Source organism: Gluconobacter japonicus (genome assembly GCF_015244665.1).
In the GTDB taxonomy this organism is placed as follows: domain Bacteria; phylum Pseudomonadota; class Alphaproteobacteria; order Acetobacterales; family Acetobacteraceae; genus Gluconobacter; species Gluconobacter japonicus.
This window is the reverse complement of sequence record NZ_JABCQN010000006.1, coordinates 24843-49854: the sequence shown is the minus strand read 5'-3', so window position 1 is coordinate 49854 and position 25012 is coordinate 24843. Positions and strand designations below refer to the sequence as shown.

The following is a 25012-nucleotide window of genomic DNA, read 5'->3' as shown; positions in this document are numbered from 1 at the left end:
CAGATGAACGATCTAGCTCGCCATCTTTCCTTTGAGGCGAGCGATGAGCCGGGAACTTCGCATCATGGCTTCATCTGCCTGATTCATGGCAGCAGCCAGATCCTCATAGTCGAACTGAACCGGGTCCAATCGGGTTGGAGGCGGGAGCTGTGCACTCTCTTCCGCCAGAACAGACTGTGCCGTGAAAGGATCATTCTTACGCGGACGCCCGCGTTTTCGGCCAGGAACGGGTCGGTTGGGCGGTGTCACAACATCGCGGAGGGAGGCCATTCCGGCAAGACCGAACAGGCGATGAGCCGCCCGGTGCGTGACTTCTACAACAATGCCCCGGTCCTGGAACACGCTGAGAAGCTGCAACGCGCTTTTCAGTGACATGCCGAGACGATCCGCCAGCATGGACGCGGACACGAGCGGCTGGATCGCCAGCATATTGATCGCTTGGGGTGCGCGCGAATGCCGACGTTGCGCGCCGCATCTCTCAAGCGCCTGCCTCCTGGCTCGCTCCAGCTGACGGAGGAGATCGTGTGCCTCACCGACTTCTGCCAGAAGAGCGTCGAGCCAGTAGCACAGCCAAGAATCAATTTCCCAGGGCGCGCCAGGTGTGAGCGCTTCGATGCCGGTCAGGATCAAAGGCGTCCGGAGAATATCGTAGGAGGACCGGTAGCGGCCTAATGCTGCGCAGAAGGAAGCACGGGGACGACCGGACCCTAGCCAACGATGAAAAGCGATCCCTGCATTGAGGATAGGTCCCCAGCCGGATGACTGGTCGTTCAGGAACGCTTCGGCTTCGGCAATGGCACTTGTCTGCATTTCATCCGGGTGAGCATACCAACGCCAAAGCGTAAATGCATGAGAGGCAGCATCCACGGTCGTGCCACGCTCGAAACTGTCCTGCCCGATCACTTTCGGAACTAGACCATGCAGTTCAGCGACGAGATACCAGGGATCAATCATCCAGCCATCGACAGCGCAGTGACGCTGGATGGCAGTCAGGCGTTGTCGGAACACAACAGCAGGCGTCACTGATGCCCCTCTCAGCGCCTGGTCCAGACGTCCCAGTTCGAGACTGAGACGGGTCAGTCTTTCAGCGAACGGAGGAGCAGCCACTTAATCTACGAGGCGTCGCTCTTGGAAACGTCCGCAGCATAAGAGTTCCATACGGGCTCCAGATACTCGATCAGCTCTTTCGGCAGGGGAATGGAATGAGTGGTCTTAATCAGCCGGTCGCCTATCGGCTCGATCTGATCCATGGAAAATGGAGGAGCATCCTCTAAGTCTCCGACGAAAACCGGCTCGACCAGTGTCCACTTCAGGCCGGAAGTAGTCGTGCCCGTCTTTTCGGTGTTTGCACGCTGGAGTTCCACGGGCACTGACCTGGAGAGGCTGGCCTTCAGGGCAGCAAACGTCCGGAACCAGTGCTGTTTGGAGAGGCGTTCAAGCGCTTGCGTGTAAGACAATGTACCAGACCGGCTTTCCTGTCGGGCCTGTTTTTTGAGTGCTTCAAGAGAAATCGTCATCTGAAATCCTCGACCGGAAGACTGAGTCACAAGGCCTGATTTGCGTCACACTCCGAACAGGACATTATGACAATGCGTCTGAGAGACTTTTCCGTTGTTTCACAGGCCGGAAGGCGCACTATGTCTCTCGCCTAGCCAAGAGAATACCCACAGCGTGAATAATCGGCAATAATGAAAAGTACGCGGGCTACTTCTTGTTCCGTCTCTAATTATTAGGCGACCTGATCCGCCTTAGGAGTTTCGACGCGGTAATATCCTGACCGATGAGCATCAATTCGACAGAGAGGAAAGGGCGTTAGAGGTGACGGACGCCTTCCAATACCGGGGACAGTTATTCCGATCCCACGGACAGTAAAGTGATGAAAACCGTCGCATACCAGGCCTCTTTGATAGCTAGGTGTTTAGTCCCGTGGTTTGATGAGGTGGATTGATAATGAATTTTTTTGGCTCTGAAGTCCGGATTTCACAGACATATTCGTAAGGCCACTCAAGCGTCTTGAGCCTTCTCTCGAAGTTATAGGCCGCCATGAAGTCGTTGAGGTGTTTCTTTAGCTGCTTATGGCTGTCCTCAGAAGTGCGTGCGCTCATCGATTACCTGTCCAGCTGGATTTCCGAAGCATGTATAAGCGTTGCGCTTCAGCGTTAGAGACGTCCGTTTCCGGATAACGGAATTAATAGTGATGATGTCCTATATGAGGCGTCTGTCGCCTGTCCGCTTCACGTTTTTTGAGCGGACAGGCAGATCAGGGGGGAAACGGAATGTCGGCAGTTGGGCGGTAGGACCGGAAAATCGGTCATTCGCGCAATCGATTTTCACGATACAAATGGGCGTCTCCTGAAGATCACCTAACTTCGTCGGGGGAGAGCTGCCCGCCCCGTGAGACGCCGCATATATGCACTCGTCATGCCAGCGATAGGTTCATGGTCAGTGCCTGAGGGACGGAGCAGAAACTGCGGCTGGCGCGAGGCTGAAGCGCTATTTCTTTTTGGAGGAAATTGCTTCAGACCGCCTCCGTTCTTTTACTTTGCCTTCGTAAAGGCATCGCGCAGGAAATGCGTTGCCTGGGCGATTGCGGCGGTGGATGCCGGCGTCTTGGCGAGCGCATTGAGCATAACGAAATCGTGGATCGTCGCGTTATAGCGGGTCGTTATGACAGGCACACCGGCTTCGACCAGGCGTCGGGCGTAGGCCTCGCCCTCGTCACGCAGGACATCGTTTTCATCTGTGATGACCAATGCTGGCGCCTGCCCGTGCAGGATGGAGTCCGGCGTGTTCAACGGCGAGACATGCGGCTGGGCGCGGTCAGTGCCGGCAGGCAGATACTGGTTCCAGAAATAATCCATGGCTTTCGCTGTCAGCCAGGGGCCACCGGCGAACTCGCGATAGGATCCATCATTCATCGCGGCATCGGTTACCGGATAGAACAGGAGCTGGGCTACGGGCCTGGGTCCATGCCGCTCCGCAACGAGGGCGGAGACGACCGCAACCATATTACCGCCGACGCTGTCTCCGGCGATGGCAATGCGGGATGGATCGATCCCAAATTCGACCGGATGACGAGCGACATACTCCAGAACCGCATAATCCTGCTCGATCGCAGTTGGATAACGCGCCTCGGGCGAGCGTTCGTAATCGACTAAGATCACCACCGCACCGCTGCCCGCCGCCAGGTCGTGCACGAGGCGGTCATGGCTGGCTGGGCCGCCCATCACCCAACCGGCACCATGATAATAAACGATGGCGGGCGCATGGTTCGGGGCGTCGAGCGGGCGATAGATCCGGATGCGCGTGCTGCCGGTCGGGCCAATGGGAAGCACGCGATCGGTAATCCGAGCAGAGGGAGCGGTGACCTTCACCGACGCCTGCGCGCCGTCCAGTAGCGCACGGGCATCGTGCGGCGACAGCGACGGGATGGCCGGGGCGTGGGCGTCGGCGAGGCCGTTGAGGAAATGCTGGGTCGTGGGCTCTAGCACGGGGGCGGCGAGCGCGGGGGCAGCGGCAATAGCGGTAGCCAAGGCGATGGCTGTGGAGAGGCACTTCATGATGGAAAACTCCGTATCGATCAGGCTGCGTTCGGCCTGTGAGGCACATCAATATCGTGCGCGACATTATCGCCCAATATCAAAAAATGCATGGCTCCCATGCATTAACATCGCCCAAGATTTGATATTGTGCGATATAATGGCTCTACTTATGGAGGACGATATGAACGAAGACCCATCCACACCTGATCTGTCGAATTTCGTGTGCTTCTCGCTGTATGCCGCGAGCCACGCCTTCAATCGGCTATACCAACCGCTGCTCGAGCCGCTCGGTCTCACCTATCCGCAATATCTAGTAATGACCGTCCTGTGGGGCAGTGACGGCAGACTTGTCGGCGAAATCGGATCACAACTCGATCTGGTCAGCTCCACCCTGACGCCGTTGCTCAAGCGGCTGGAGGGCGCTGGCCTTGTGGAACGCACCCGCGACCAGAAGGACGAACGACAGGTGCGTGTTCGTCTGACGGAGGCCGGTCGGGCCCTGCGCGTTCAGGCCGAGACGATTCCGGCTTGTGTGTTAGCGGCGACCGGGCTGTCGATCACCGAACTGCGGGACTTGCGTAATCGGGTCGACCGGCTGCGCCAAGCCGTCAGCTCTCCGCGTGCCCCGGGCTGCAAGTCCGACGATCATTGAGCCTGTCACCCGTCAATAACCATTTCCAGAGAGACTGGTCTTGAGTTCCCCTACGCCCTAACATAGACGAGCGGGGTCATCGCACTTGGCCGCCGGCACATACCGCGCATTTTAGGCTGGATGCTCGTGATGTTGGTCGTGATCGGCAACAGCCTATTCTCGCAAGCCATGAACACGTCTGCTTCAGAGAAGCGAAGGCCGACGTTCTGGCGTCCGACATGTAGGCGAAACCGGAAGCTCCGCTTATTTCAAGCGGCTCCTCCTGGGGGGCAAGTATCCGTGTAACAGAAAACCTGCATAGGGTTTACACTGCGTACGACTAGCGAATGAGAACCACCTCAACTCCGATTACGTCCGCAATTTCAGCCCATGCCCGATCGGCAGTGACCGCGGGGAGACCCATTTTTTTGGCTAGCGCCAGACAGGTGCGGTCTCCGTGACTGAGACCAACCCGCTTGGTCGCATCGCGCATCAATCCGGCCGTTAGAGCCAAATTGTGATCAAGAGGCCGCACGTCTAGGCGTAGAGCCGCGATCAGTTCGGATACTCCTTCGGCCGGGACGCCTTTATCAACAGCTTTAGAAACGATCTCTTGCAGGTTGATCGCGGAGATGGCTGCATCGCGCAGCCAGTACCTAGCTGTCAGGTTGTGAGACGTCATTGGCGTAAACCATGATACGGTCGACGTCGTTCATGATACTGACTTCTGTCATAGTTTTATAGCTTAGATTACGCAGACGTGGTCTCTGCCTGAGGCGCTCGGCGACTTTGGCGGTAGGCGAAAGGCCGCCCAGAACTCGCTGTCGGCGCAGGTTATAGGCGTGATTGAACCCATGCAGCAGGACTTCGAGATCCGTGTGGTGTGCGACGTTGATCGGCAGAACCTCGGTTGCGATGCGACCGTTGAACCGCTCGACCATACCGTTCGTCTGAGGGGAATACGCTCTGGTTCGCCGACGATCGACATTCTGACAGGCTTTCTCGAAGGCGTCTGTAGTGAAGCACGAGCCTCGGTCGGTCAGGATATGCGTGATCCGGAAAGGAAAGGCGGTTTTGACGGTCTTTAGAAAATCGACGGCATTGGCAGCATTCTCGGCGTCGTAGACGGCCAGATGCACGAAACGTGAGCAGCGGTCGATCGCGACATACAGGAAGCGTTTACGGGCCTCGCCATCTTTGGTTTGCAGCTTCGGCAGATGCTTCACGTCGATATGGACATAGCCCAGGTCGTAGTCCCGGAATGTGCCGTCGCCGCGCACGGGACAAATTTTCTCCTTCGGCGGCCGTCGGTTGAGCCCTGCGTCCTTAAGAATACGCCAGACGCTATCTCTGTTGAGGTGAGGCAGGAAGTGCCGCAGCACGAACGTCAGGTCATCGAGCCCGAATTCGGTGGCGCGACGAAGATGGCAGACAATCGCGCGTTCTTCCTCGGTCGTTTTCCAGGCCAGTAACCGGGGCTTACTGCTTCGATCCGTGCATCCCTCGGCTCCACGCCTGCGCCATTTGCGCACCGTCTCGTCGCTGACGCCGAAGCGTCGCGCCAACACCCCGGTCCCTTCCATCGAGCGTGCGATTTCGGCCCGGACGACAGGTGTGGTGCGGGCTTGCGGATGGATCTGATGCATTAACAATCACTCCGGCGTTCAACGTCAAACCAGGGGGCGTAAGCGGCAATAGCCCACGATACGCTGTCCCAATGACGTCTCACAACCTGACAGCTAGGCAGTTGCCGTCATTATCCAAGATCTAACAGACCATAGGCGTCTGCCTCCCCAGTCGGAGGTCTATCAACAGCCTGTCGCTGGATGACCAAGATGATTTTTGCCATAGATCGCGCTGACCGGAAAATTTGTTTGAAAGGCGAGATGGACGTTTCTCTATACCAATCTACCAATAATAAAAAATGCAAAATAATTACTGATATTTTTAGATATACATATTAATTAAAATTAATATTCTAGAAATTAAAATATCAAACGACCGATATAATATTATTATCCATTCTATATTGAAGTATAATAGAAATATCTCTCATCGCTTTCTCAACGTCATCTATATTATCTATACTCCCTAAAGAAATTCGAACATTTTCTGATGTAGAGCCGCACACTGCAAATACACTACTCGGTAGAAGCGCCAACCCTCTATGATGAGCATAGGCGACGAAGTCAGAGCTGTTCCACCATGAAGGAAGATGTAGCCAGATATGTGGTCCGTTTGGGTTCATTCCAGGACGATCACCCAAGATATTTCGGGCAATAGACTGTCGAAGACGTAATTCGCTTTTGATGCCAGCAAGAATAGTCCCTGCTAGTCCAGACTGCATCCACCGAAGAGTGAGAGCGCTGAGCAAACCGGCATTAGTTAAAGAAAATGCCCGTACTGCGGTGATAAAACGCTGATGAATTTCGGGATTTGGAAGGGCAACATAGGCTGTTCTTAATCCTGGGCTGAGAACCTTGGCGAGCGTAGCAATATAGATAACGCGCCCACGTTCAAGAGCGGATAATGCGGGAATTGGGGTATCCAGAAGCAGGCTATAAGGGTCGTCTTCAATGACATAGATGCCTGCGTCATGCGCAATTTTCATAAGGGACTGACGCCGCGACAATGGCAGCGTTATCGTTGTCGGGTTCTGGATGGTTGGGGTGCAGTATATCGCCTTGGGACAATGTATCTGACACGCTTCTTCAAGCGCTGCAGGCAGAAAGCCCTGTTCGTCTCCGTCCACACCGACAAGTAGAATTCCAAGCTGGTTCGCGACAGCACGGAGTCCAGGATATGTCATTTTTTCGGTGAGGATGATATCACCTGGCGAGGTCAGAACACTGAGCGCAGCTGCAATCGCGGTTTGCGCTCCAGGTGTAACTACAATTTCATCAGGACGCCTGTGGCCTATGAGCGGTTCAATCCATTTTGCTCCTTGGCAGCGTTCATCATAAGTCCCTCCAGTTACCCGGTAGGACATAAGGCTGCTTATGCTCTGACTTTTGAATAAGGTTTGAAAATCAGCCTGCATTGATGTTGCAAGAGAAGGTAGGTTTGGCACAGGGGGCAAGTTCATCGTCATATCGACAATACTTGTCCTGCTAGCCTGCCATTGTCTGGTGGACGCTCCTATTCGGATGAATGTTCCGCGACCGACGGTGGCGTCAACCAACCCGATCTGATGTGCCTCCCGAAAAGCACGGGTGACAGTGGTAAGGTTTGTACCAAGGGAGGTGGCAATCATCCTCTGAGTGGGAAGACGATCGCCCTCTCGCAATACACCCTGCTGGACTGACAATACCAAAGCCTGAACAATGCCTTTGTACAATGGGCCCGTGGTCTGTTCTACAATCTCGCGCCAGCTTCGTAGAAGTTCGTGCGTCTTCATTACTTATTTTCCGGAGAAAGGTCATAAAACCACTTTCGATTACGGAGAATAGCTTTTCTGTTCAAAGGTATATCCTTAATCGTTCTATCCCCCGGACCCCAGCCTTCCGGTGTTTTAGAGGACGAACCGCTGACTTCAATGAGGGCCAACATAGCCCTTTTGATTTCCTCGATATTAAACGTCAGACGACGGTCCAGACTAAAGTGCCATCTGCATCGAGCTTGCTTGTCGACAACAACTGCAGCTTTTGCATTTGCGACGCCATATGCTTTGAAAACTTCTGCTGTCGGATCCTCGCCAATCATTGTGGTGACTTCGCGTCCGTACACCGCCTGAATAGCCTTTATCCAACCCAAATTTACATGGATACTTGATTGAGAAATTAAAAGAACGTCGATATTGTTTTTAGCGTAAAAATCTGAGCATCCATCAATATTCATAATATCCTGGGTATCGGAAACTGAGAATGGCGAAGGCAGAAATAAAATTAATTTGAAAGTCTGCTGTGTTGGCTCGAAACCATATTCACCTTCGGTGGTCCGCAAAGAAAATGCCGGACAGTGTTCATCCAGCCGCATCATGCTTTCCGGGAGAATCTTCCAAGCGTCACAAACATCCTGTCGAATACAGGGCCGATGAAATAACCGATCATGATGGAAGCAAATGTCAGAGGCCATGCCCATACACTATATGGCATGAACCAAGGTTGCCATTGGAAGACAGAGAGGACGGCAATCACGATCAAAACAAATCCCCATAATGATGGCGAAATCAAAGGAGAGAAGTAACGACCGTAGATTCCGTTATTTTTTTCTGAAATAACCTTTGATATACCAATATGGTAACAAAAAATCATCGAAGAAACAAAAGTTCCGAAAAGAGCTAGCCAGCTGGTATGAAAATAACCTCTACTATCAATGGAGGTATAATATAAAGCTAAAGCAACATAGACATGAGCAAGAAATAGACCAAGTGTCATTCCAATAAGTCTATTTTTTAGAATTCCCTCGGCTTCCGCATTTGTGTTTAGATAAACTTCCTCTGGGGTTATTTCATTTTTTTTCATGGTTATACTCGCTTTATACGGTTTTCCGGATGTAAATTTGAGGGTCTTAGAGAAAGAAGAATTAACTTCTGACAGTATTGTATGCTTATTTGATGATATTTTCAAATCTTTGAACCCATACAAATTCTAATGTATGCCATACAAAGAGGTTCAATTTATGTGATTTTCCCAAAAAAAAGGGTACAATCAAGAAATACCTTTTCGAGAAGATTTTTTATTTTAAATAACCGACTGAAAACACTTTATAATATACATTAAAATTAATTAACCATAAAATGGTATTGTTCCATTTAGCCTCTCTCTCAGACTCTGTGAGAAGACTGAAGATGAGTGATTTTTGGGCTGACGGATGCCCATATTCAGATGGAGCATCTACGGTCCTTTTCTCAAAAAATCATGATGGACCCGCGTTGATGACTGCCGGAAGTTGAGCCGCATCATTCTTGCCAATCAAAATATCCTGCTTTGGCGTGATACGCCTTGAGAGTGTGATCCAGATATAGGGCACTCTCCAATCTTTGGAGGCGCTGGAGCGCCAATAGAGATCTTTATACCCGTATAATGAGCGGCTTAGGGCCTGTTAGGCTCAGGACTCATAGCCAGAAGATGAGGGTTGCAGCGAGGCAGATGGCTGAGAAGAAGACATTCGGGCATCTGTCATAGCGTGTTGCGACCCTCCGCCAGTCCTTGAGCCTTGCGAACATAATCTCGATGCGATTACGGCGTTTATATTTTCTCTTATCGTATTTGACCGGTTTTCCACGAGATTTCCGTCCTGGAATGCAGGGCTTTATCCCCCTCTCTTCCAGGGCGCCCCTGAACCAGTCGGCATTATACCCGCGATCTCCCAGCTCCATTGGGCTACGGGAAGACTGTCCAGAAGGGCAGCGGCACCGGCGTAATCAATGATCTGTCCGGCTGTCATGAAGAAGCTCAGCGGTCGTCCGTTCTGATCCGTGATCGCATGCAGCTTCGTATTCATGCCGCCTTTTGTCCGTCCGATCAGACGCCCTGGATCCCCTTTTTTAGCCGCAGGCTTGAAGCCGTGCGGTGTGCCTTGAGATACGTCGCATCAATCATAATCGTCCGAGGCTCGGCTTTTGCAGCAAACAGGCCATCCATCATCCGCATGAAAATGCCCATGTCGCCCCAGCGCTTCCAGCGGTTGTACAACGTCTTATGTGGACCGTATTCCCGGGGCGCATCACGCCAGCGCATCCCATTGCGGTTCACGAAAATGATCCCGCTCAACACGCGACGGTCATCAACGCGAGGTTTGCCGTGGCTCTTTGGGAAAAAGGGCCGCAGACGATCCATCTGTTCATCCGTCAGCCAAAATAGGTCGCTCATCTCCAGTCTCCTCACAGAGCCTGAATCAGATTTCCGTAATCAAATCAATGGGTCCTGAGCCTAAAACACCAGCAAAGTCTTGTAGCTTAAACCACTCACTGTTTGCGACATCTTAATTCCGGGAGGCACAGGGTCAGCATCAATCCTGGCCATCAGCCCTTAGTCTACTTGCAGAGCGTGGCCGGAGCATGGCGCGCTGCTAGCCTCTGATGGAAGTCGGCATGAAGCGCTGCAAGTGTAATCTGGCCAAAACGCGCGAGAAGTTGGGCCGTAACATCCGCAAGGACGCCACTCATTGCATCGTTAACGGCTTCCTCAACAAGGCATTCAGTCATTTCACTCCGGTTCCCTATGGCGAATAATCTTGGGGCATCAAGAGCCTCGTAAATATCTCGCAGCGTTACCCGATCCAACTGGCATGAAAGCGTCCACCCCCCGCCATGTCCTTTCTCGGAGTGCACATATCCATGCTCACGCAGACCGCCCATAAGACGTCGCACAACCACGGGGTTGGTGTTAAGGGCGCGAGCCAGGGCTTCTGACGTCATGGGACCACCTGCTTCTGCCATATGCAGGAGTACGTGGAGCACACAGGATAATCTGTTATCTTGTCTCATGTAACTTCATGTGTTGCTAGAGTGCGATTTCGTCAGTATATCATGAAACTCGAAAAGTGACATGAAAGTGTGTGCGAACACTCTTACTTCGAGGACATGCTGTATGAATTTGCTCGAAATTCTGACAGTCGGCGTCGTGGCGACTGCCGCATCCGATATCTGGCAACAAGCCCAGAAACCATTGACTGGAATTCCTGCAGCCAACTGGTCTGTCACCGGCCGCTGGGTCATAGGGTGGCGTGACGGCAGGATCTATGACCCAATGATTGGAAAAAGACCCATCCTGAAAGGAGAGGCAGTTGTCGGCTGGGCATTTCATTATCTGATTGGTGCTGTTTATGCCGCACTGTACCTCAGTTTTGTGGTGGTTATAGCAAAGACAGTCCCCACACTGCTAAATGGTCTACTCTTCGGACTTGTTACCCTTTTAGCGCCATTTCTGTTTATGAAACCTGCTCTGGGCGGCGGTTTTTTCGGACTTAGGGCTCCCAATCCTGAAAAAGGACTATTTCTCAGCATCAGCGCTCATGCCGTTTTCGGAATTGGCTTGTATTTAGGTGAACTGTTCTACCAAAGTCTTTTTTGAAACTTTATTTATTTAATGAATGCATTTTTCTATAATCACGAGGACTGAGACCGGTTACTCTGCGGAAGACCTGAGCAAAATGACTTGGGCTTTCGTATCCAGTTTCCAAGGCAATCTCGATAATGGAAAGACTGGTCTTGCGAAGCATTTCTGATGCCTTCTGGACGCGGTGCTGCATGAACCAGCCAGACGGGGTTTGTGCTGTGGTTGCATGAAATGATCGACTGAAATGAAAACGGCTCATGCCACACAAAGCAGCAAGACAATCCAAATCAAATGGCTCAGCCAGATGTGCTTCCATATGATCAAGAACTCTACGCAGTTTCCATGTGGGCAAGAGAGTGGATCGTAGCTTTATCTTAGCTCTGGCATCAGCATACTGTCTTAAAAGATGAACTGTCAGACTTTCCAGAAGGCCATTTACAAATAAGGAATTTGTAATAACGGAAGATTGCATTTCAGCTATCAGACCACTCAAAATGCCTGATATGAAAGCATCCTCCCCGCCCGAAACATCCCGCATTCGAATACGGGATGAATTCAGATTTAATGACACGGCAGCTCGATCGACAAGATCGAGTCCAAGATAGAGATGCAACACTTCAAAACAAGTGTCGTCCTTGCCCTGCCAACGCATCAGATACGGTGTGTCCGTCTGCGTGAGGTAAAACGTTCCAGCTCTTGCCTTGCTCTGTTCCCACGGTCCTGTCAGTTCACGCTCTTCAATATTTGCTTCTCCGCTGATAACCCAGACAAGCAAGGGTTCTGCGACGGCAGGCACAAGAATTTCGTCTTCTTGTAACGGGCGAGAGAAGATCTGGACGTCAACGTCGTTCCAGACATCCCCTTCACTTTGCGCGACTTTCTTCCCGGGGAGAAGCTGCTCCAGTGCCAAACTGGCAGCACGCCGAGAAGGAAGGCAGGGCACCCCCATCTGTTACACTCCCTAATTTCCATGCACGACTATCTATAGCGCAAAATCGCAATAGTTTCAGCAAGAAGCCAAGAGAGATATCTTCTGGCATAAATTACACCTCCTTCGACAATGAAGGCCGATTGAAGGCTCGTTGCGTGGAGAAGATTATGAACATTGCAGGAAAAATTGCTCTGGTGACCGGAGCATCCAGTGGCATTGGTGCGGCAACAGCGCGCAAACTTGCAGCAGAAGGAATCACAGTCGGCCTGGCGGCACGTCGTCATGATCGCCTGAATGCACTTGTCAGTGAGATTACCAAGGCTGGCGGTCGAGCTATTCCTCTGGTGACGGACGTTACTGACCGTGTCTCGTGTCAAGAAGCTGCAAAGAGCTTGATTGCCCAATTTGGAAGGATTGATGTTCTGGTCAACAATGCGGGCCTGATGCCCCTATCCAGCGTTGACAGCCTGAAAGTGGACGAATGGCAGCAGATGGTGGATGTAAATATATCGGGTGTTCTTAATGCAACGGCAGCCGTTCTTCCGCAGATGATCGCACAGCATTCGGGCCATATTTTTAACATGTCCTCGATTGCAGGCCGGAAAGTCTTTACGGGTCTCGCCGTTTATTGTGCCACCAAAGCTGCGGTGACAGCGTTTTCAGACGGCCTCAGAATGGAGATCGGACCAAAGCATAATATCCGCGTTACCTGCATTCAGCCGGGAGCCGTAAAATCGGAGCTTTACGACCACATTACAGATGCTGATTACCGCAAACAAATGGATGATCTTGCAGCGTCCATGACCTTTCTCGAAGGCGAGGACATAGCAGACAGCATCCTTTTTGCTTTGAAATCACCTGCACGCATGGATGTTGCAGAACTGTTTGTGCTTCCGACTGAACAGGGGTGGTGAACAGAAACTGATTGCTAAGCGAGCTTAGGAGACAGACATCCTACCGTCGAAAAGAGGCTTAAGGCTGGAAAGCCTCTTGAAGCTCAGTCACAAAGACCCGCAGTTTTGGTGTCATAACCGGACCTGCGTTATAAAGCAGGTGCATGGGTCGGTCCGGAACTGTCCACCTCGGCATAAGCTGGACAAGCCGTTTGCTTTTAATATCTGGAAGCAGGGCCTGCTCATAACCCAGTAGAATGCCATCGCCAGCGAGTGCTGCAGAATGCAGAACACTTGAATCATTACTGATTATCCGCCCGGAGACGGTGACAGGCCGCGTAACGCTTCCTTGAGAAAAGTGCCAGGTTGTTACAGGGCCGCCGGAATTTTCATACACGAGACACTCGTGGCGCATCAGATCATCGGGCTGCCCTGGAAAACCATGTTTTTCCAGATAGGTTTGAGCCGCGCAGATGACCCGACGATAGGCCGTCAGAGGACGACTGACCGCTGCAAGGTCAGTCTCCAGTTCACCAATTCGGATCACAGCCTCATGACCATCCATTGTGGGATGAACCAGTTGGTCTGACAGGGACAAATGGACTTGAATTTCTGGATATCTTTTCTGAAAGTTGTGAACAAATGGCAGCAATACTGTTCGCCCGAAGGTGACGGGAACACTAACAGATAGTGTGCCACGCGGGGTGCCAAGCGTATTGGCTGCCAGACTGTCCGCTCGTTCAACTGCTTTCAGAACAAGGCGACACTGCTCGCAATAGAGCCGGCCTGTTTCGGTCAGATTTTGTCTGCGGGTAGTCCGATGTAACAGACGTGCACCAAGGTGGCGCTCCAGAGCCTCTATATGCTTGGCTACCATCTGCGGCGACAAAGTCAGATGCTGGGAGGCCGCAGCAAAGGACCCCAACTCCACGACCTTGATAAAAATCTTCATGCTGGTTAACCGGTCAAGCATTCATCATCCTCAGTTGTGACTGATGTCTCGTATCGACAATTTATCCAGCGAAAAAGAGGAATATGCTGAAGGCTTCGAGTGATTGGCAAGTCCAGTTCTGGTGGAGACTTTCGAAATGCCTGTTTATCTTGTGCGCATGGACCACCCTGACGGCGAGGGATGGGGACAGCATGTCGCAGCACACGTGTTGTATCTCAGGCACCTTATTCAGGAAGGCAGCCTGCTGGCCTCCGGTCCGTTGAAAGGGACCCCATTGCGCTCCGGCTTTCTGATTATGAAAGGTGCCAATCGGCAGGAGATTGACGCAATGATTGCCGGTGATCCCTTCGCATTAGAAGGTTTGATTTACGATCTGCGCATTGAAGAATGGGATCCTCTGTTTGGTTGCCTTTCAGATCATGCAACAGGGGCTCTCCCGCAAGAATTGAAGTCTATTTTTCCTTGATGACGACAGTTCTGTATTTTTTAAGAAATAAAAACGAGAGGGAGCCTTATGCTTCTGAACGATCTTCAGTGCTATACTGTGGGGGATGCCCGTATTCTAAAAATACAGGATCTGACGCTGGCAGAACTCTCTCCAGAACAGTTGTTTCCAGATTGGGACGAAGCAAAAGCTCTTCAGATTTGCCCCCGACTACCTGAAACGCTGGATAGTTCAGAAACGAAAGTCCTTTTGAGCGTTCATAGCTGGCTTATTGAGGATCGCGGTCGAAAAATTCTCATTGATACGGGAGTTGGAAATAACAAAGCCCGACCTGCGGCCCTGTATTTCGATCACTTGCAGACTGTGTGGCTTGAAAATCTGATGCGCGCTGGTGTCAGTCCAGAAGACATCGATTTTGTTCTTCTTACCCATCTGCATGTCGATCATGTCGGGTGGAATACACGCCTGCAAAATGGGATCTGGGTTCCGACCTTCCCAAATGCCCGATATGTCTTTTCTAGAGCCGAATATGATTTTTTCAGTAATCCGGCTCATGATAGCGTGCGCAATAAAACCAGTTTCATGACACGCATTGATAGCGTTGATCCGATTATCTCGGCGGGTCTTGCAGATCAGATTGACGTGGACGGATCGGATGTTCTTGAAGGAATTTCCTTTCATCCCACACCCGGGCATACACCACATCATGCATCTGTTGTGCTGAAGTCAGGCGTCGAGCACGCCATCTTCACGGGTGATGTTATGCATCATCCTATTCAGGTGTGTGTTCCGAAGTGGAGTGCTGTCTTTGATGCAGACCCTCAAACAGCCATCATATCACGCAAATGGGCTTTGAATTACGCTGTCGAACACGATGCGACAGTATTCACATCGCACTTCCCGATAACATCGGCTGGAAGAGTGATGACGTCCGACCAGGAAAGGGGTTGGTCTTTCCTCTAGGGCTGCCATTATGTTCGCTGTTCACCTCGTTCTATTCCTTTGCGGACATTCTGCTTTCCCTCGATAGTGTTGAAAAACTCATGGTGAAGAGTGAAAGTGTTGCCAAGCTACTTCGACATAAGTGCAGCTTTCTTGCCTCAGGTGGATAAGGCAGGTGTTCCGGGGGGTATCAGTTTCGCCATTTTGCGGAGATTTTGGGCAGCTGCGGCGAGATGGAACTCATCACGGGCGCCGTTTGGTCCTCTGAGCCTCAACCGATCGATCTTCAAAATGCGCTTGAGGTGAGCAAACAGCATTTCGACCTTCTTTCGTTCTCGTCTGGAGACAATATAGGCGTCGGTTAAGGCAATGTCGCGGGCCAGATCACGAGCGCCTTCATGGATGGAGCGCAGGACCTTACGACTGGGCTGATCGGGGCAGCATTTCGGTTTGAGAGTGCATACGTCGCACGCCAGTTTCGACGAACGGTATCGAAGTAGGTTGTCGGGAGGGGCGTTTGGTTGATCCGAGTTGATCTTGCGCCACTGCTGCTTCAGTTCTTGGCCTCCAGGACAGATGTAAAGATCATGCACATGGTCATATGTGAAATCTCGACGTTCGAAAGTCCCGTCCTGCCGGGCAGATTTGTCGAAGACCGGAATGTGAGGTTCTATGCCACGCTCATGAACCAGCCACGCAAGATTTTCAGCGGATCCATAAGCTGTATCCGCAGCAAGCCTTTCGGGCCATATTCCAAATGTTTCCTGCGTACGCTCTATCATTCTGCGTTGCGCCGTAACCTCGGCCTGCCGGATGGCTGTCGTGGTTTCTACATCCATGATGACAGCCGCTTTAAGGTCAATGAGGTAATTTGTGCAGTAGGCATAATAAGCAAGGCCACCGCTTGCAGCGTTCCAACGTGCCGCAGGATCGACCGGAGAGATATATTTTGGTTGCACGGGCGTAGCAGACCCAAATGCAGCATCGTCCAGCACCGAGAAATACTCCCGCACAGCACGTTGGGCTGCCTCGATCGTCAGTTTATCTGGGCTCGAAACACTGTGCTGCCGATTAGCGTCGGCCTTGATCGTGCTAGCATCGACCGCAAAGCCTTCACCGCCCACCAGCCCCTTGGCGATGCACTGCCTGACGGTCATTTCGAACATTTGGCGAAGCAGATCACTCTCCCGGAAGCGTCCGTGCCGGTTTTTCGAGAATGTCGAATGATCAGGCACAGGGCCGTTGAGACCAAGGCCACAGAACCACCGGTAGGCCAGGTTAAGATGGACTTCTTCACATAGACGTCGCTCGGATCGAATACCCATCACGTAGCCAACGATTAACATCCTGATGATCAGCTCGGGATCGATTGAAGGCCGCCCCGTGCCGCTGTAAAATGGGCGAAGATGCTCACGCAGGCCGTCCAGATCGCCAAAGCGATCAATTGAACGCAAAAGGTGGCCAGCTGGCACATGATCTTCAAGGCGGAACTCGTAGAACAGTGCCTCCTGTATTTTCGTTCGATCACCCATCATTTGCAGGTTCCTCCTGCAAAGAGTGAATCAGTGCTTCACTCTCAAAGCAAGCGCGACTTTTTCAACACTATCCCTCCTAAGCTGACAATCTCTGTCAATTCTCAAGTAGTCCGCTTCTCGTTCAGGCGATACGCCAGACCCCAGTTTTGTCGACTACCCCAGAGCAGGTCCCTACGCGATTTCCGGCCGATAGATGTGAGCATCTTCCCAAGCTGCCTGACCTCGCCAACATGGCCTTTGGCATTGCAGGTGCGATATGTCGGATGGCCGTGCATGACGGATCCCACAAGACTGGCATGACAAGCCAGCAAAGCTGCTCCACCAAGGTCGTCATGCGGGGTGAGCGCAGCCCTTTGGTATCAAACCCCAGGATAGAACTCCCACATGGACAGGGCAAAGCGTTCACCCGTGTTGTGGTGACGGGCATCGCAGAGGTCTCCGGCCAGACGGTCTATGAGATCGGCGCATTCGATCTGCGTCCGCCAGGGATGGGCCAGAACCTCATCAGGAAACATCAGTCCCAGAAGATTTCCGGCGATGGCGGCCGTACTGTCGCTGTCTCCGGAATGCGTTACGGCGATGCGCAGGCCCTCTTCGAAGCTGGTGGCGACGCGAGCGGCGTAGAGGGCAATGGACAGGGCTTCTTCGGCGACCCAGCCCTGACCCAGCGTCTCGACTGTTTCGGGGCGTCCATCAGGCGCAGCAGTCCAGGCCCGTTCCACGGCAGCCTGTGTGGCGTCGTCCAGGCGCAGGGTCTGTAGTGACCGGACCGCTTCTTCCAACGGTGTTCTGTCCAGCAGTTGCGCCAGAACATGCGCCTGGGCCCGGGCGGCGTTACGACCTGTCGGATGAGCGTGGGTCAGATGGGAACAGTCATCGGCCAGGGTATCGCAATGAACGCCTCCGTAGAGGGCGACGGGCGCGACCCGCATGATGGTTCCGCAGCCCTTGCTATCATTTCGGGCAAAGTCACCGAGATGTTTTGCGGATCTCAGGGAAGACAGACAGGTTGTTCCCGGAGCGCGGCGGCGGTGCATTCGCGGGTCACTGACCAGACCGGTCCAGTCATGGATCTGCGGGTTCCCTCCCTGTGTTGTCAGCCAGCGCAGCAGGGCATGGTGCACGACACCCGGAGGATGGCAGATGCCTTTCAGGCTCCCGCGCACATCGGCCCGGATCAGACCTTCGGCTGTAAACAAGGTCATCTGCGTATCATCGGTTATGGCAACTGGACGGCCGTCATGGGGCAGGATGCGGTCAACGCCGTGTGGAAAGGTCTGCCGGATACGGTCCAGGGACCAGAATTCCATTTCCGCTCCCAGCGCGTCGCCGATGGCGCCACCAAACAGACAGGCCCGGAACAGCTTGTGGTTCCGGTCGCTTTCCTGACGCTGTTCTTCCAGCCAGGCTTTCTGACGGGGAAGTGGGCCGGCGCCTTTCCGGGCTTTTGCGACCTGCTCCAGGGCATAGCTAATACTTTCGCCGCGCTCACACTGAAGCAGGGCTGCCACCAGGGCCGTCCGTTCTAGACCGGCACGGCAATGGATGACGATCTGGCCGCCAGCTTCCAGACGTTGGTGCAGGGCCGGGGAGATCCGGCGCCAGTGCTGTGTCCACCGGGTATCCGGAATACCGGTGTCGGGGATGGGCAGGTGGAACCAGAGCAGACCGGCCCCTTCCATGGCGGCTTTCATGTCGCCGACGTCCAGGTGGTCCATCTCGTCCTGAGGCGTCAGGGAAATCACGATGTCCGTTCGCCAGAGCTTCAGGCGCAGGATATCGGCCTGAAGATCCCGGTCCCAGTTCGGGCCAGAAAGGGATGGTCCCTTGCGGCCCGGACAGAGGGTCATGCCCACTTTTCCGTCGGCAAGCCGAAAACTGTCGATCATCAGCGGATGGGTCAGGGAGGTACGCATGATCTGGTTTCTTTCGGTCGGTCGGGCCATGATATGGCCCTGTGTTGTCTGTTCCGGAGACGGTTTTCCCATGACCTGTTCCGGAAATGCCAAACCGTCGGGATTTTCCGCATGCCTCTGAAAAAATCCTATGTGGCCCTGACTTGGACCCGTCCAGTGCCCTGGGCCGGATTTGACCGGCTCTCGTCAGATATTAATGCTGCCGCAAAACAGAGCCGGACCATACGTTATCAGCGGGATCTGATCCGGCAGTATGTGCGCGAAGTACACGGTGTTCTGGAGAAAGAGGTTGCCTTGCTGGAGCTTGCTCCCGACAGGGCGACGCCGGAGAGCCTGAAGATTCTGGAGAATCTGGTGCGTGAGTGCTCGTCTCAGGCGACGTTCCTGAGCGTGGACTTCACAGCCGCCCAGGGCTGGCGCCCGCAGCCGGCTCTGCGGCAGGGCATACCGATAGAGCGATGTCTCGCACTGGCGCCGGATCCGTTGCTCATGGATGGAAAGCTCTTCGATCCGCAGGCGCATTTCAGGGCATGGCGGCAGAATGAGAAGGCGCATGCGCAGTCCCGACCGAAGCATCGGCAGGCTATTTTAAAGGCTCTAGTCGGGCAGGAGGGTCTGTCATGGCCGAAGAAAGCGGATCTGCTGAATGCCCAGGATCTGCGAACCCATGGAGGCAAGCCCTGGACCGCAGACAATCTCAGAAAGTTTTTAGCTGTACCGGACAAAGACGGGTCGTAATGTACGTTATAGCCTCATGTGTGAGACGAAGAACATATCTGATCTGGACCATATGGTAGGTCGCATAATATTTGTTATGCCAACTAGAATGTTTTTCGTTCGATCCCGATTGGAGGGTTCTTCTGTGATTTCATTCCTCCGGATCTGATTGGGGCATGGATCATGAAACAGCTTGGTTTCTTTGATGTTGAAGAGCGGCTTGCTCGATTGAGCGGACTTGGCGATCAGCTCGAAGCGTTTTCCCGGACGGTGGATTTTGAGGTGTTCCGCCCTGATCTGGAAAAGGCCCTGGCTTATTCAGATCAGGGCGGACGTCCGCCATTTGATCCCGTGTTGATGTTCAAGATCCTGGTGATCCAGACGCTCAACAATTTGTCTGATGAGCGGACAGAGTATCTCATCAACGACCGCCTGTCGTTCATGCGTTTCCTTGGTTTGGGACTTTCAGATCGGGTGCCTGATGCCAAAACAATCTGGCTGTTCCGTGAACGCCTGACACAGGCGGGGGCTATTGAAAGACTGTTTGAGCGCTTTGATGCAACCCTGCGCAGCGCTGGTTATCTGCCGATGTCAGGCCAGATCCTGGATGCCACGCTCGTAGCGGCTCCGAAGAAGCGCAATACAAACGCCGAGAAAGCCGATCTTCGGGAAGGACGTATCCCACAGGAGTGGCAGGACAAGCCATCCAAACTGTCACACAAGGACAGGCATGCACGATGGACACTGAAGTTCACGAAGGCGAAGCGGCAGGACGATGGAACCATGCCATCCAGCGATCTCGCCATCCCGTTCTTTGGCTATAAATCGCATGTTTCCATCGATCGGAAATACCGGTTCATCCGGAAGTGGAAAACAACGCATGCCGCCGCCAGTGATGGTGCGCGATTGCGAGAAGGGCTGCTGGATAACACCAATGTGGCCTCAAGCGTCTGGGCCAACACGACCTATCGCTCAAAAGCCAACGAAGACTTCATGGGCAAAGAGGGTTTGTCTCAAAGGCTCACAGAAAAAAACCGCATCTCAAACCGATGCCCCTGCATATCCAGAGATCCAACGCAGGAAAGTCGGTGATCCGATCCCGCGTTGAGCACGTCTTTGCCGATCAGAAGTCACAGACAGGATTGTTCGTCCGAACTGTCGGTATCACCCGGGCCACCATGAGGATCGGCTTGGCCAATATCGTCTACAACATGCGCCGCTTCCTCTTCCTCGAGAGGTTGAACGCGAGCGCGTAGCCAGCCAGCGGGAGACAGCCCCTGATCTGCTCAAAACGCAGACCGAAAACGATCCCAAAAACCGTCAATCAAATCGCCAAAAACCAGAAATTACTCGCCAAGGCATATCAATAAACGGCTTTTCGATTTCTCCGATTTTCAAATCCGCCAATTGGACGTCATTTCAACGCCGCCACCGACCTCTTCGCCAGATGTAGCCGCGCGGAGTCCAGAACCAGCGGCCCGGCTCCCAGACATAGCCTCGGCGTGGCAAGGGCAGCATCTCGTAGGGTGGCACCGGTGGTGGGGGGCGAATCATCGTGACGGGAGGTGGTGCAATCACGACAGGCGGAGGTGGCGGCGCGACCACGACTGGTGGTGGAACGACAACTGGTGGTCCAGCGTAAATCCACGGCCTGGCCTGTGCCGGAGCGGCACTCAGCATGGTCGCGGCGAAAGCCGCGGCCAGCAACCTCCATCTGACGCTATCAGGCATTGTCCTGGTCCACTCTAAACACGCGATGATGCTTTATAGCACGATGCTCGTGAAATGGGCATGGGTCCGTCTCACTCGCGAAGACGCGATAGAGGACGCCCAAACCTGCCTTTCTGCATTTTTGATGCCTCTTGACACCATGCACGGAGTTCCCAGATTGAATTTGCCGACCGCCGAAGGGGTCGGCAGACAAAACCAAGAGTTTTGATCTTATGTCCATGTTGCTCAAAGGAGGATATGGCTATGAGAGCCACCGTTGATTTTGCTCCCCTGTTCCGTTCGAGCGTGGGTTTTGACAGAATGCTCAACGCTCTCGATCTTGCCAGCCGGATCCCGACGGTCGATAACTGGCCGCCTTACGATATCGTCAAGACTGGTGAGGATGATTACCGCATCGACATGGCCGTTGCCGGACTTGCCGAGAACGACCTTACGATCACACAGGAGCGCAATACTCTTGTCGTGACAGGACGAAAGGCACCCGAGCCGCAAAGCGCCGCCGAATATCTCCATCGGGGTATTGCGGGCAGAGAATTCGAACGCCGCTTCGATCTGGCCGAGCATATGAAAGTCACCGATGCGCACTTCGAGAACGGACTTCTGTCCATTACCCTGAAACGTGAGATACCCGAAGCGATGAAGCCGCGTCGTATCGCGATTACGTCCTCTACAATACGTGCGGAGGAAGCCGTGCCCCAGATCGAGGCGCGGAAAGAGGCAGCCTGATGGCGTGACGAAACCTCTCCCCCGGCCATTCATCCGGCCGGGGGAGAGTCTCGAAAGGTCATGAGCATGAAGAGGATGAAAATATTTCTGTCGTGCGCTGCTCTGGGGTTGTCTCTCCTGAGCCAGTCGGGTGCACATGCTGGTGATCTTGCCCGGGCGGCTGCAACATCGTTCGATGCGAGGGCGACTGAGGGACCGTCCACAGTCCCCAAAACCGGGGCTCGCGCTCATTACGAAGACGGCACAGGTGATATGCTTGTCGACAGCTTGAACGCAAGCCAGTTGGATCAGAACTACAAGGGGCCGGTCTATTATCCCGGACAACCCGTTCCGCCGTTCCGGCCCATCGACGCAGATCATCTGGTGCCGTCAGGGCCAGAGACGGCGAAGAAGACGTCCTCATCGCACGGGACGTAATGGGGCTTTAAGTAAAGGCGGCGTTATAGACCGCCTTTACCTCGATTCTTCAGGATGAAGACCGTTCAGGCGCGCAGCGGGCCGCAGGATTATCTTCGAGAGGCGCCTGTTCCCTGGCGTCGCGCGCGACACGCGCATCCTGCTCGCGAACCAGCCAGTAGACGATGCCCAGAGCCAGAACAGCCGCCGAGAGAGCGAACAGTTCCATGGCAGTCACATCATGCAGATCCAGCAGGATGAATTTGCGGGCAATCGCCAGGAGGGCGATCAGGACGATGGTTCTCACCCGGATGACGTTCTCATGCTGGGCAAGAACGACCAGCAGGGAGTGCTTGAACTCAAGAGCGATGATAACAGTAAAGATCGCGCCAAAAATCGCCTGGAAGATCGTCTGGTTGATCGGATCGATCCCGACATCGACGACCAGATGCCATACCGCGCCGATCAGATGAATCGTCGCTATGGCGGTTACCAGCATGATGAGCGCAATCAGGGTCAGAATGATCGCCTGTTCAAAACGCTCGTAGAATGTCAGGCCCCTGAACAGCTTGATGAGGCGGGACCAGTCCCTGCTCTGCCAGGAACGTTTCATGGAGAGGTCTTCCATAGCCATTTTACCATCTATGAATTGCGTTATAGTTCCCACGTGGATCTGGTTTTTTCTTTTAGTGATGGAGAATGTCCCCATGCAGGACACGTTACGGATCGTGGGCGCTCACCGCCCGTTCGAACCGCCTCCGCTTCCTTCTCGGGAGAAGGAGCACCGCCCGCCTCCGGCGTCTGCATCTGACGAAGAGGAGCCACCAATCGATCCGGACAAGGAAGAACTGGTCGAACCGCTTGATCCCTCGGATGTGGATGCGAACCCCCATGCGGATTGAATCAGTCTCCGGAAGGGCTCGTGGCCCTTCCGGCTCACATCCGGGTCAGAGCCGGTGCCAGCGTGGCAGACGACAGGACAATGTTCTGGCATGATCTCGCACGGCCTTTGGCAAGGCCGATGTCAGCTGGTTTTCGAGGGCTCCCAACGACATACCCAGGGTCTTAGCCATGTGGGTGCGGTCAGCGACAGGCAGGAGTTTTCGGACCACGGCGACGGTCGTTGGTTCCGGGTCTGACTCGGTTCTCCAGCGAGAAACCCGATCGTAAACCCGGTGGTCAGCCGCCCGACGCATGAGGCTGTCATATCCCCGGCCTTTTTCCTCGTCGCCGAGATAGTCGGTCAGCAGGACCGCCAGTTCTGTGCCGATCTGAACGGTCGGAAGCGACATAATCCTGTTCGGCCTGTCCGTGTGAAGAGTCATGATGCAGTCCTCAGGCCGGCGCGCTTGTCGCCCGATGTCAGAGCCGTCGCATCCAGAGGGCTGACGCTCAAGCCCGAAACAGTGGCGGTGACGTCGACATGCACGGACCCGAACAGATGCAGGAGGGCGCCCTGAGGCGTATAGGCGCCCTTGACGGCTACCGAGGTCCGGCCGTCCACAAGGGGCGGGTCGACAAGGACCGGGCACCCGGTCTGCCGGCCCAACATCTCGATGGCGCGGGCCAGTGGCATGGATGGAATGTTTACCGACTGCTTTTCTGTCTCGCACGATAGCACATCATGCGGCGCATGAGCTGATGCCGGCGAGGCCATTCCGACCAGCAGCATGAGGACGAGACCGACAGCGACGTGTGGTCTCTCCCTCTGCCGAAGGCGCCAAGGTTGCTTGGCCGTCTGTTCCGCTCGCTCCGTCTCTCCGGCGGAGTGCGACCAAACTGGCCGCATTGCCCCCGGTGAACGGGGCACGGAGGGATGGTTATTCCAATAGTCCTGAAGCGCCTTCAGGTTGAGAAAATGGACAAAACTCGACATCTCCCTGTTCTCTCTGCTTTTGACTTCATCTTCAGAAACGCGGGCCCCCCGCTGGCAGGCCCCGCTCCACCCTCTTATTCGTGCGGTCGTTCCAGAAAAGACGGCGTTTCCGCTCGGAGAAGGCGTTTCTGATCTACCCGGCGCGGTCAGTGCCTTACGCCGCGACCGGAAATGGCGGTGCGGCTCTTGCCCGCATGGGGAGACGGAACGCGAGATCAGAAGCCAGGGGATCACACCCGGCAGGGGCGACCGCGCTCGCCTGGACCAGACGTTCCAGCGTGGAGCGAAGTCTGATCCCCGGTATACCGGTATGGGCCACCAGAGACGTTAGCGTCACGCCACGTCCGTCATGACCGAGGCGGCGGAGCACGGAGAGGACACGCGGAGCTAGCGGATCGTCTCCGAAAAGGGCGCGCGTTACCATGATACGCCTCCCTCCAGTCGGTTGCGCCATCTCCGGGCGGCTGTGCGCAAGGAGCGGCGATAGCGGGAATAAAGTCCTTTCAGTATCGACATCCACATCCTCCGATTAAAGCAACATGGACTCCAGTTGTCTGGCTCACAGAGCCTATGCTGGACCCGATGGCGTCCAGCGAAAGCAAGATTGGAAGAGATGCTTGCCTCGTCAAGAGGGCACGAAATGCAGATTCTTTTTCATGAATAATTTTATTATTTTTATTTGTATTTATTTTCTGTGGCGGTGTTGCAGACAGAAATTACATGGGTTTTGTTAATTTTCGCTAACCGTCATGGCGATGATCGCAGAAAATCAATATAT

The 25012-nt window shown here is 53.9% G+C and carries 28 protein-coding genes and 3 pseudogenes; 10 read left to right on the top strand and 21 right to left on the bottom strand.

Annotated elements, in window-relative coordinates; all coding sequences use genetic code 11:
* Nucleotides 1-12: 12 nt before the first annotated feature.
* The 4 genes and pseudogenes from HKD32_RS11795 to HKD32_RS11785 form a co-directional block, all read right to left on the bottom strand.
* Nucleotides 13-1107: a hypothetical protein gene (locus HKD32_RS11795; protein ID WP_194258048.1), complete on the bottom strand. Its 1095-nt coding sequence runs from the start codon at nucleotides 1105-1107 to the stop codon at nucleotides 13-15.
* Between the two features lie 5 nt (nucleotides 1108-1112).
* Nucleotides 1113-1517: a hypothetical protein gene (locus tag HKD32_RS11790; protein ID WP_194258047.1), complete on the bottom strand. Its 405-nt coding sequence runs from the start codon at nucleotides 1515-1517 to the stop codon at nucleotides 1113-1115.
* Nucleotides 1518-1910: 393 nt separating this feature from the next.
* Nucleotides 1911-2084, bottom strand: a pseudogene (locus HKD32_RS15250) (IS481 family transposase); the annotation flags it as partial.
* A gap of 453 nt (nucleotides 2085-2537) precedes the next feature.
* Nucleotides 2538-3560, bottom strand: a complete 1023-nt coding sequence (locus HKD32_RS11785; RefSeq protein WP_194258046.1) for an alpha/beta hydrolase — start codon at nucleotides 3558-3560, stop codon at nucleotides 2538-2540.
* 163 nt (nucleotides 3561-3723) lie between these two features.
* Between HKD32_RS11785 and HKD32_RS11780 the strand changes: the two genes are divergently transcribed.
* Entirely contained in the window at nucleotides 3724-4194 is a 471-nt protein-coding gene (locus HKD32_RS11780; RefSeq protein ID WP_059431499.1) for a MarR family winged helix-turn-helix transcriptional regulator, read from the top strand.
* Nucleotides 4195-4513: 319 nt separating this feature from the next.
* Here the strand turns inward: HKD32_RS11780 and HKD32_RS11775 are convergent, their stop codons facing one another.
* The 7 genes and pseudogenes from HKD32_RS11775 to HKD32_RS11745 form a co-directional block, all read right to left on the bottom strand.
* Nucleotides 4514-4855: a PIN domain-containing protein gene (locus HKD32_RS11775; protein WP_194258045.1), complete on the bottom strand. Its 342-nt coding sequence runs from the start codon at nucleotides 4853-4855 to the stop codon at nucleotides 4514-4516.
* On the bottom strand, nucleotides 4830-5819 hold the full coding sequence (locus HKD32_RS11770; protein ID WP_194258026.1) for a DDE-type integrase/transposase/recombinase: 990 nt from the start codon (nucleotides 5817-5819) through the stop codon (nucleotides 4830-4832). The genes HKD32_RS11775 and HKD32_RS11770 overlap by 26 nt, the downstream gene beginning before the upstream one ends.
* Before the next feature lie 347 nt (nucleotides 5820-6166).
* Complete coding sequence (locus tag HKD32_RS11765) at nucleotides 6167-7570, bottom strand: aminotransferase-like domain-containing protein (protein ID WP_194258044.1); 1404 nt, start codon at nucleotides 7568-7570, stop codon at nucleotides 6167-6169.
* Nucleotides 7570-8151 carry a redoxin domain-containing protein gene (locus tag HKD32_RS11760; protein ID WP_228118993.1) on the bottom strand — a complete coding sequence of 194 codons (582 nt, stop codon included), beginning with the start codon at nucleotides 8149-8151 and terminating at the stop codon, nucleotides 7570-7572. Before HKD32_RS11760 ends, HKD32_RS11765 begins: the two co-directional genes overlap by 1 nt.
* Nucleotides 8148-8636, bottom strand: a complete 489-nt coding sequence (locus tag HKD32_RS11755; protein WP_010505743.1) for a hypothetical protein — start codon at nucleotides 8634-8636, stop codon at nucleotides 8148-8150. The genes HKD32_RS11760 and HKD32_RS11755 overlap by 4 nt, the downstream gene beginning before the upstream one ends.
* Nucleotides 8637-9229: 593 nt before the next feature.
* Nucleotides 9230-9986 (bottom strand): annotated as a pseudogene (locus tag HKD32_RS11750) (IS5 family transposase).
* A 164-nt stretch (nucleotides 9987-10150) separates the two neighbouring features.
* Nucleotides 10151-10603, bottom strand: coding sequence for an Rrf2 family transcriptional regulator (locus HKD32_RS11745; RefSeq protein WP_194258043.1), 453 nt, complete (start codon nucleotides 10601-10603; stop codon nucleotides 10151-10153).
* A gap of 103 nt (nucleotides 10604-10706) precedes the next feature.
* Here HKD32_RS11745 and HKD32_RS11740 point away from each other — a divergent pair, with 103 nt between their 5' ends.
* Complete coding sequence (locus HKD32_RS11740) at nucleotides 10707-11189, top strand: DUF2938 family protein (RefSeq protein ID WP_194258042.1); 483 nt, start codon at nucleotides 10707-10709, stop codon at nucleotides 11187-11189.
* Nucleotides 11190-11193: 4 nt separating this feature from the next.
* Here the strand turns inward: HKD32_RS11740 and HKD32_RS11735 are convergent, their stop codons facing one another.
* Nucleotides 11194-12123: a helix-turn-helix domain-containing protein gene (locus HKD32_RS11735; protein WP_194258041.1), complete on the bottom strand. Its 930-nt coding sequence runs from the start codon at nucleotides 12121-12123 to the stop codon at nucleotides 11194-11196.
* A gap of 149 nt (nucleotides 12124-12272) precedes the next feature.
* On the opposite strand from HKD32_RS11735, the gene HKD32_RS11730 reads away from it, so the two are divergent.
* Nucleotides 12273-13019, top strand: a complete 747-nt coding sequence (locus tag HKD32_RS11730) for an SDR family oxidoreductase (protein ID WP_194258040.1) — start codon at nucleotides 12273-12275, stop codon at nucleotides 13017-13019.
* A 58-nt stretch (nucleotides 13020-13077) separates the two neighbouring features.
* Here HKD32_RS11730 and HKD32_RS11725 read toward each other — a convergent pair whose 3' ends face one another.
* Entirely contained in the window at nucleotides 13078-13971 is an 894-nt protein-coding gene (locus tag HKD32_RS11725) for a LysR substrate-binding domain-containing protein (RefSeq protein ID WP_194258039.1), read from the bottom strand.
* Between the two features lie 115 nt (nucleotides 13972-14086).
* On the opposite strand from HKD32_RS11725, the gene HKD32_RS11720 reads away from it, so the two are divergent.
* Nucleotides 14087-14416: a YciI family protein gene (locus HKD32_RS11720; RefSeq protein WP_194258038.1), complete on the top strand. Its 330-nt coding sequence runs from the start codon at nucleotides 14087-14089 to the stop codon at nucleotides 14414-14416.
* Between the two features lie 54 nt (nucleotides 14417-14470).
* The gene (locus HKD32_RS11715; RefSeq protein WP_194258134.1) at nucleotides 14471-15358 is read left to right on the top strand and encodes an MBL fold metallo-hydrolase; all 888 of its coding nucleotides are present in this window, start codon (nucleotides 14471-14473) and stop codon (nucleotides 15356-15358) included.
* A gap of 137 nt (nucleotides 15359-15495) precedes the next feature.
* Here HKD32_RS11715 and HKD32_RS11710 read toward each other — a convergent pair whose 3' ends face one another.
* From HKD32_RS11710 to HKD32_RS11700, 3 genes are all read right to left on the bottom strand, one after another.
* Nucleotides 15496-16872: a transposase gene (locus HKD32_RS11710; RefSeq protein WP_194258037.1), complete on the bottom strand. Its 1377-nt coding sequence runs from the start codon at nucleotides 16870-16872 to the stop codon at nucleotides 15496-15498.
* 101 nt (nucleotides 16873-16973) lie between these two features.
* Complete coding sequence (locus tag HKD32_RS11705) at nucleotides 16974-17147, bottom strand: hypothetical protein (RefSeq protein WP_194258036.1); 174 nt, start codon at nucleotides 17145-17147, stop codon at nucleotides 16974-16976.
* A gap of 84 nt (nucleotides 17148-17231) precedes the next feature.
* A complete protein-coding gene (locus HKD32_RS11700) occupies nucleotides 17232-18860 on the bottom strand; it encodes an ADP-ribosylglycohydrolase family protein (protein WP_228118990.1) in 1629 nt (542 codons plus the stop codon).
* A gap of 39 nt (nucleotides 18861-18899) precedes the next feature.
* Between HKD32_RS11700 and HKD32_RS11695 the strand changes: the two genes are divergently transcribed.
* The gene (locus HKD32_RS11695) at nucleotides 18900-19526 is read left to right on the top strand and encodes a hypothetical protein (protein ID WP_194258035.1); all 627 of its coding nucleotides are present in this window, start codon (nucleotides 18900-18902) and stop codon (nucleotides 19524-19526) included.
* 159 nt (nucleotides 19527-19685) lie between these two features.
* Nucleotides 19686-20761, top strand: a pseudogene (locus HKD32_RS11690) (IS5 family transposase).
* Nucleotides 20762-20924: 163 nt separating this feature from the next.
* Here HKD32_RS11690 and HKD32_RS15245 read toward each other — a convergent pair.
* Nucleotides 20925-21236 carry a YXWGXW repeat-containing protein gene (locus HKD32_RS15245; RefSeq protein ID WP_228118989.1) on the bottom strand — a complete coding sequence of 104 codons (312 nt, stop codon included), beginning with the start codon at nucleotides 21234-21236 and terminating at the stop codon, nucleotides 20925-20927.
* A gap of 243 nt (nucleotides 21237-21479) precedes the next feature.
* Here HKD32_RS15245 and HKD32_RS11680 point away from each other — a divergent pair, with 243 nt between their 5' ends.
* Together HKD32_RS11680 and HKD32_RS11675 are read left to right on the top strand one after the other, a co-directional pair.
* Nucleotides 21480-21962 carry an Hsp20 family protein gene (locus HKD32_RS11680; protein ID WP_194258034.1) on the top strand — a complete coding sequence of 161 codons (483 nt, stop codon included), beginning with the start codon at nucleotides 21480-21482 and terminating at the stop codon, nucleotides 21960-21962.
* Nucleotides 21963-22037: 75 nt separating this feature from the next.
* Complete coding sequence (locus tag HKD32_RS11675) at nucleotides 22038-22379, top strand: hypothetical protein (protein WP_194258147.1); 342 nt, start codon at nucleotides 22038-22040, stop codon at nucleotides 22377-22379.
* Between the two features lie 49 nt (nucleotides 22380-22428).
* Here HKD32_RS11675 and HKD32_RS11670 read toward each other — a convergent pair whose 3' ends face one another.
* Entirely contained in the window at nucleotides 22429-22986 is a 558-nt protein-coding gene (locus tag HKD32_RS11670) for a phosphate-starvation-inducible PsiE family protein (protein ID WP_010505638.1), read from the bottom strand.
* A gap of 79 nt (nucleotides 22987-23065) precedes the next feature.
* On the opposite strand from HKD32_RS11670, the gene HKD32_RS11665 reads away from it, so the two are divergent.
* Nucleotides 23066-23260: a hypothetical protein gene (locus HKD32_RS11665; protein ID WP_010505636.1), complete on the top strand. Its 195-nt coding sequence runs from the start codon at nucleotides 23066-23068 to the stop codon at nucleotides 23258-23260.
* Nucleotides 23261-23305: 45 nt separating this feature from the next.
* Here HKD32_RS11665 and HKD32_RS11660 read toward each other — a convergent pair whose 3' ends face one another.
* The 3 genes from HKD32_RS11660 to HKD32_RS11650 all read right to left on the bottom strand — a co-directional run bounded on the left by HKD32_RS11660 (nucleotide 23306) and on the right by HKD32_RS11650 (nucleotide 24658).
* Nucleotides 23306-23683, bottom strand: a complete 378-nt coding sequence (locus HKD32_RS11660) for a hypothetical protein (RefSeq protein WP_194258033.1) — start codon at nucleotides 23681-23683, stop codon at nucleotides 23306-23308.
* Complete coding sequence (locus HKD32_RS11655; RefSeq protein WP_228118988.1) at nucleotides 23680-24234, bottom strand: hypothetical protein; 555 nt, start codon at nucleotides 24232-24234, stop codon at nucleotides 23680-23682. The genes HKD32_RS11660 and HKD32_RS11655 overlap by 4 nt, the downstream gene beginning before the upstream one ends.
* 154 nt (nucleotides 24235-24388) lie before the next feature.
* On the bottom strand, nucleotides 24389-24658 hold the full coding sequence (locus HKD32_RS11650; protein ID WP_194258032.1) for a hypothetical protein: 270 nt from the start codon (nucleotides 24656-24658) through the stop codon (nucleotides 24389-24391).
* Nucleotides 24659-25012 lie beyond the last annotated feature (354 nt).

Bases quoted from the DNA above. Each gene is read 5' to 3' on its own strand.
- HKD32_RS11735 (WP_194258041.1), bottom strand. From the start codon at position 12,123: ATGGGGGTGCCCTGCCTTCCTTCTCGGCGTGCTGCCAGTTTGGCACTG.
- HKD32_RS11675 (WP_194258147.1), top strand. From the start codon at position 22,038: ATGAAAATATTTCTGTCGTGCGCTGCTCTGGGGTTGTCTCTCCTGAGC.
- HKD32_RS11660 (WP_194258033.1), bottom strand. From the start codon at position 23,683: ATGACTCTTCACACGGACAGGCCGAACAGGATTATGTCGCTTCCGACC.
- HKD32_RS11775 (WP_194258045.1), bottom strand. From the start codon at position 4,855: ATGACGTCTCACAACCTGACAGCTAGGTACTGGCTGCGCGATGCAGCC.
- HKD32_RS11670 (WP_010505638.1), bottom strand. From the start codon at position 22,986: ATGGAAGACCTCTCCATGAAACGTTCCTGGCAGAGCAGGGACTGGTCC.
- HKD32_RS11745 (WP_194258043.1), bottom strand. From the start codon at position 10,603: ATGAGACAAGATAACAGATTATCCTGTGTGCTCCACGTACTCCTGCAT.
- HKD32_RS11650 (WP_194258032.1), bottom strand. From the start codon at position 24,658: ATGGTAACGCGCGCCCTTTTCGGAGACGATCCGCTAGCTCCGCGTGTC.
- HKD32_RS11710 (WP_194258037.1), bottom strand. From the start codon at position 16,872: ATGATGGGTGATCGAACGAAAATACAGGAGGCACTGTTCTACGAGTTC.
- HKD32_RS11725 (WP_194258039.1), bottom strand. From the start codon at position 13,971: ATGCTTGACCGGTTAACCAGCATGAAGATTTTTATCAAGGTCGTGGAG.
- HKD32_RS11655 (WP_228118988.1), bottom strand. From the start codon at position 24,234: ATGTCGAGTTTTGTCCATTTTCTCAACCTGAAGGCGCTTCAGGACTAT.
- HKD32_RS11700 (WP_228118990.1), bottom strand. From the start codon at position 18,860: ATGGGAAAACCGTCTCCGGAACAGACAACACAGGGCCATATCATGGCC.
- HKD32_RS11780 (WP_059431499.1), top strand. From the start codon at position 3,724: ATGAACGAAGACCCATCCACACCTGATCTGTCGAATTTCGTGTGCTTC.
- HKD32_RS11665 (WP_010505636.1), top strand. From the start codon at position 23,066: ATGCAGGACACGTTACGGATCGTGGGCGCTCACCGCCCGTTCGAACCG.
- HKD32_RS11755 (WP_010505743.1), bottom strand. From the start codon at position 8,636: ATGAAAAAAAATGAAATAACCCCAGAGGAAGTTTATCTAAACACAAAT.
- HKD32_RS11720 (WP_194258038.1), top strand. From the start codon at position 14,087: ATGCCTGTTTATCTTGTGCGCATGGACCACCCTGACGGCGAGGGATGG.
- HKD32_RS11680 (WP_194258034.1), top strand. From the start codon at position 21,480: ATGAGAGCCACCGTTGATTTTGCTCCCCTGTTCCGTTCGAGCGTGGGT.
- HKD32_RS11760 (WP_228118993.1), bottom strand. From the start codon at position 8,151: ATGATGCGGCTGGATGAACACTGTCCGGCATTTTCTTTGCGGACCACC.
- HKD32_RS11740 (WP_194258042.1), top strand. From the start codon at position 10,707: ATGAATTTGCTCGAAATTCTGACAGTCGGCGTCGTGGCGACTGCCGCA.
- HKD32_RS11770 (WP_194258026.1), bottom strand. From the start codon at position 5,819: ATGCATCAGATCCATCCGCAAGCCCGCACCACACCTGTCGTCCGGGCC.
- HKD32_RS11705 (WP_194258036.1), bottom strand. From the start codon at position 17,147: ATGCACGGCCATCCGACATATCGCACCTGCAATGCCAAAGGCCATGTT.
- HKD32_RS11785 (WP_194258046.1), bottom strand. From the start codon at position 3,560: ATGAAGTGCCTCTCCACAGCCATCGCCTTGGCTACCGCTATTGCCGCT.
- HKD32_RS11730 (WP_194258040.1), top strand. From the start codon at position 12,273: ATGAACATTGCAGGAAAAATTGCTCTGGTGACCGGAGCATCCAGTGGC.
- HKD32_RS11790 (WP_194258047.1), bottom strand. From the start codon at position 1,517: ATGACGATTTCTCTTGAAGCACTCAAAAAACAGGCCCGACAGGAAAGC.
- HKD32_RS15245 (WP_228118989.1), bottom strand. From the start codon at position 21,236: ATGCCTGATAGCGTCAGATGGAGGTTGCTGGCCGCGGCTTTCGCCGCG.
- HKD32_RS11765 (WP_194258044.1), bottom strand. From the start codon at position 7,570: ATGAAGACGCACGAACTTCTACGAAGCTGGCGCGAGATTGTAGAACAG.
- HKD32_RS11695 (WP_194258035.1), top strand. From the start codon at position 18,900: ATGCCTCTGAAAAAATCCTATGTGGCCCTGACTTGGACCCGTCCAGTG.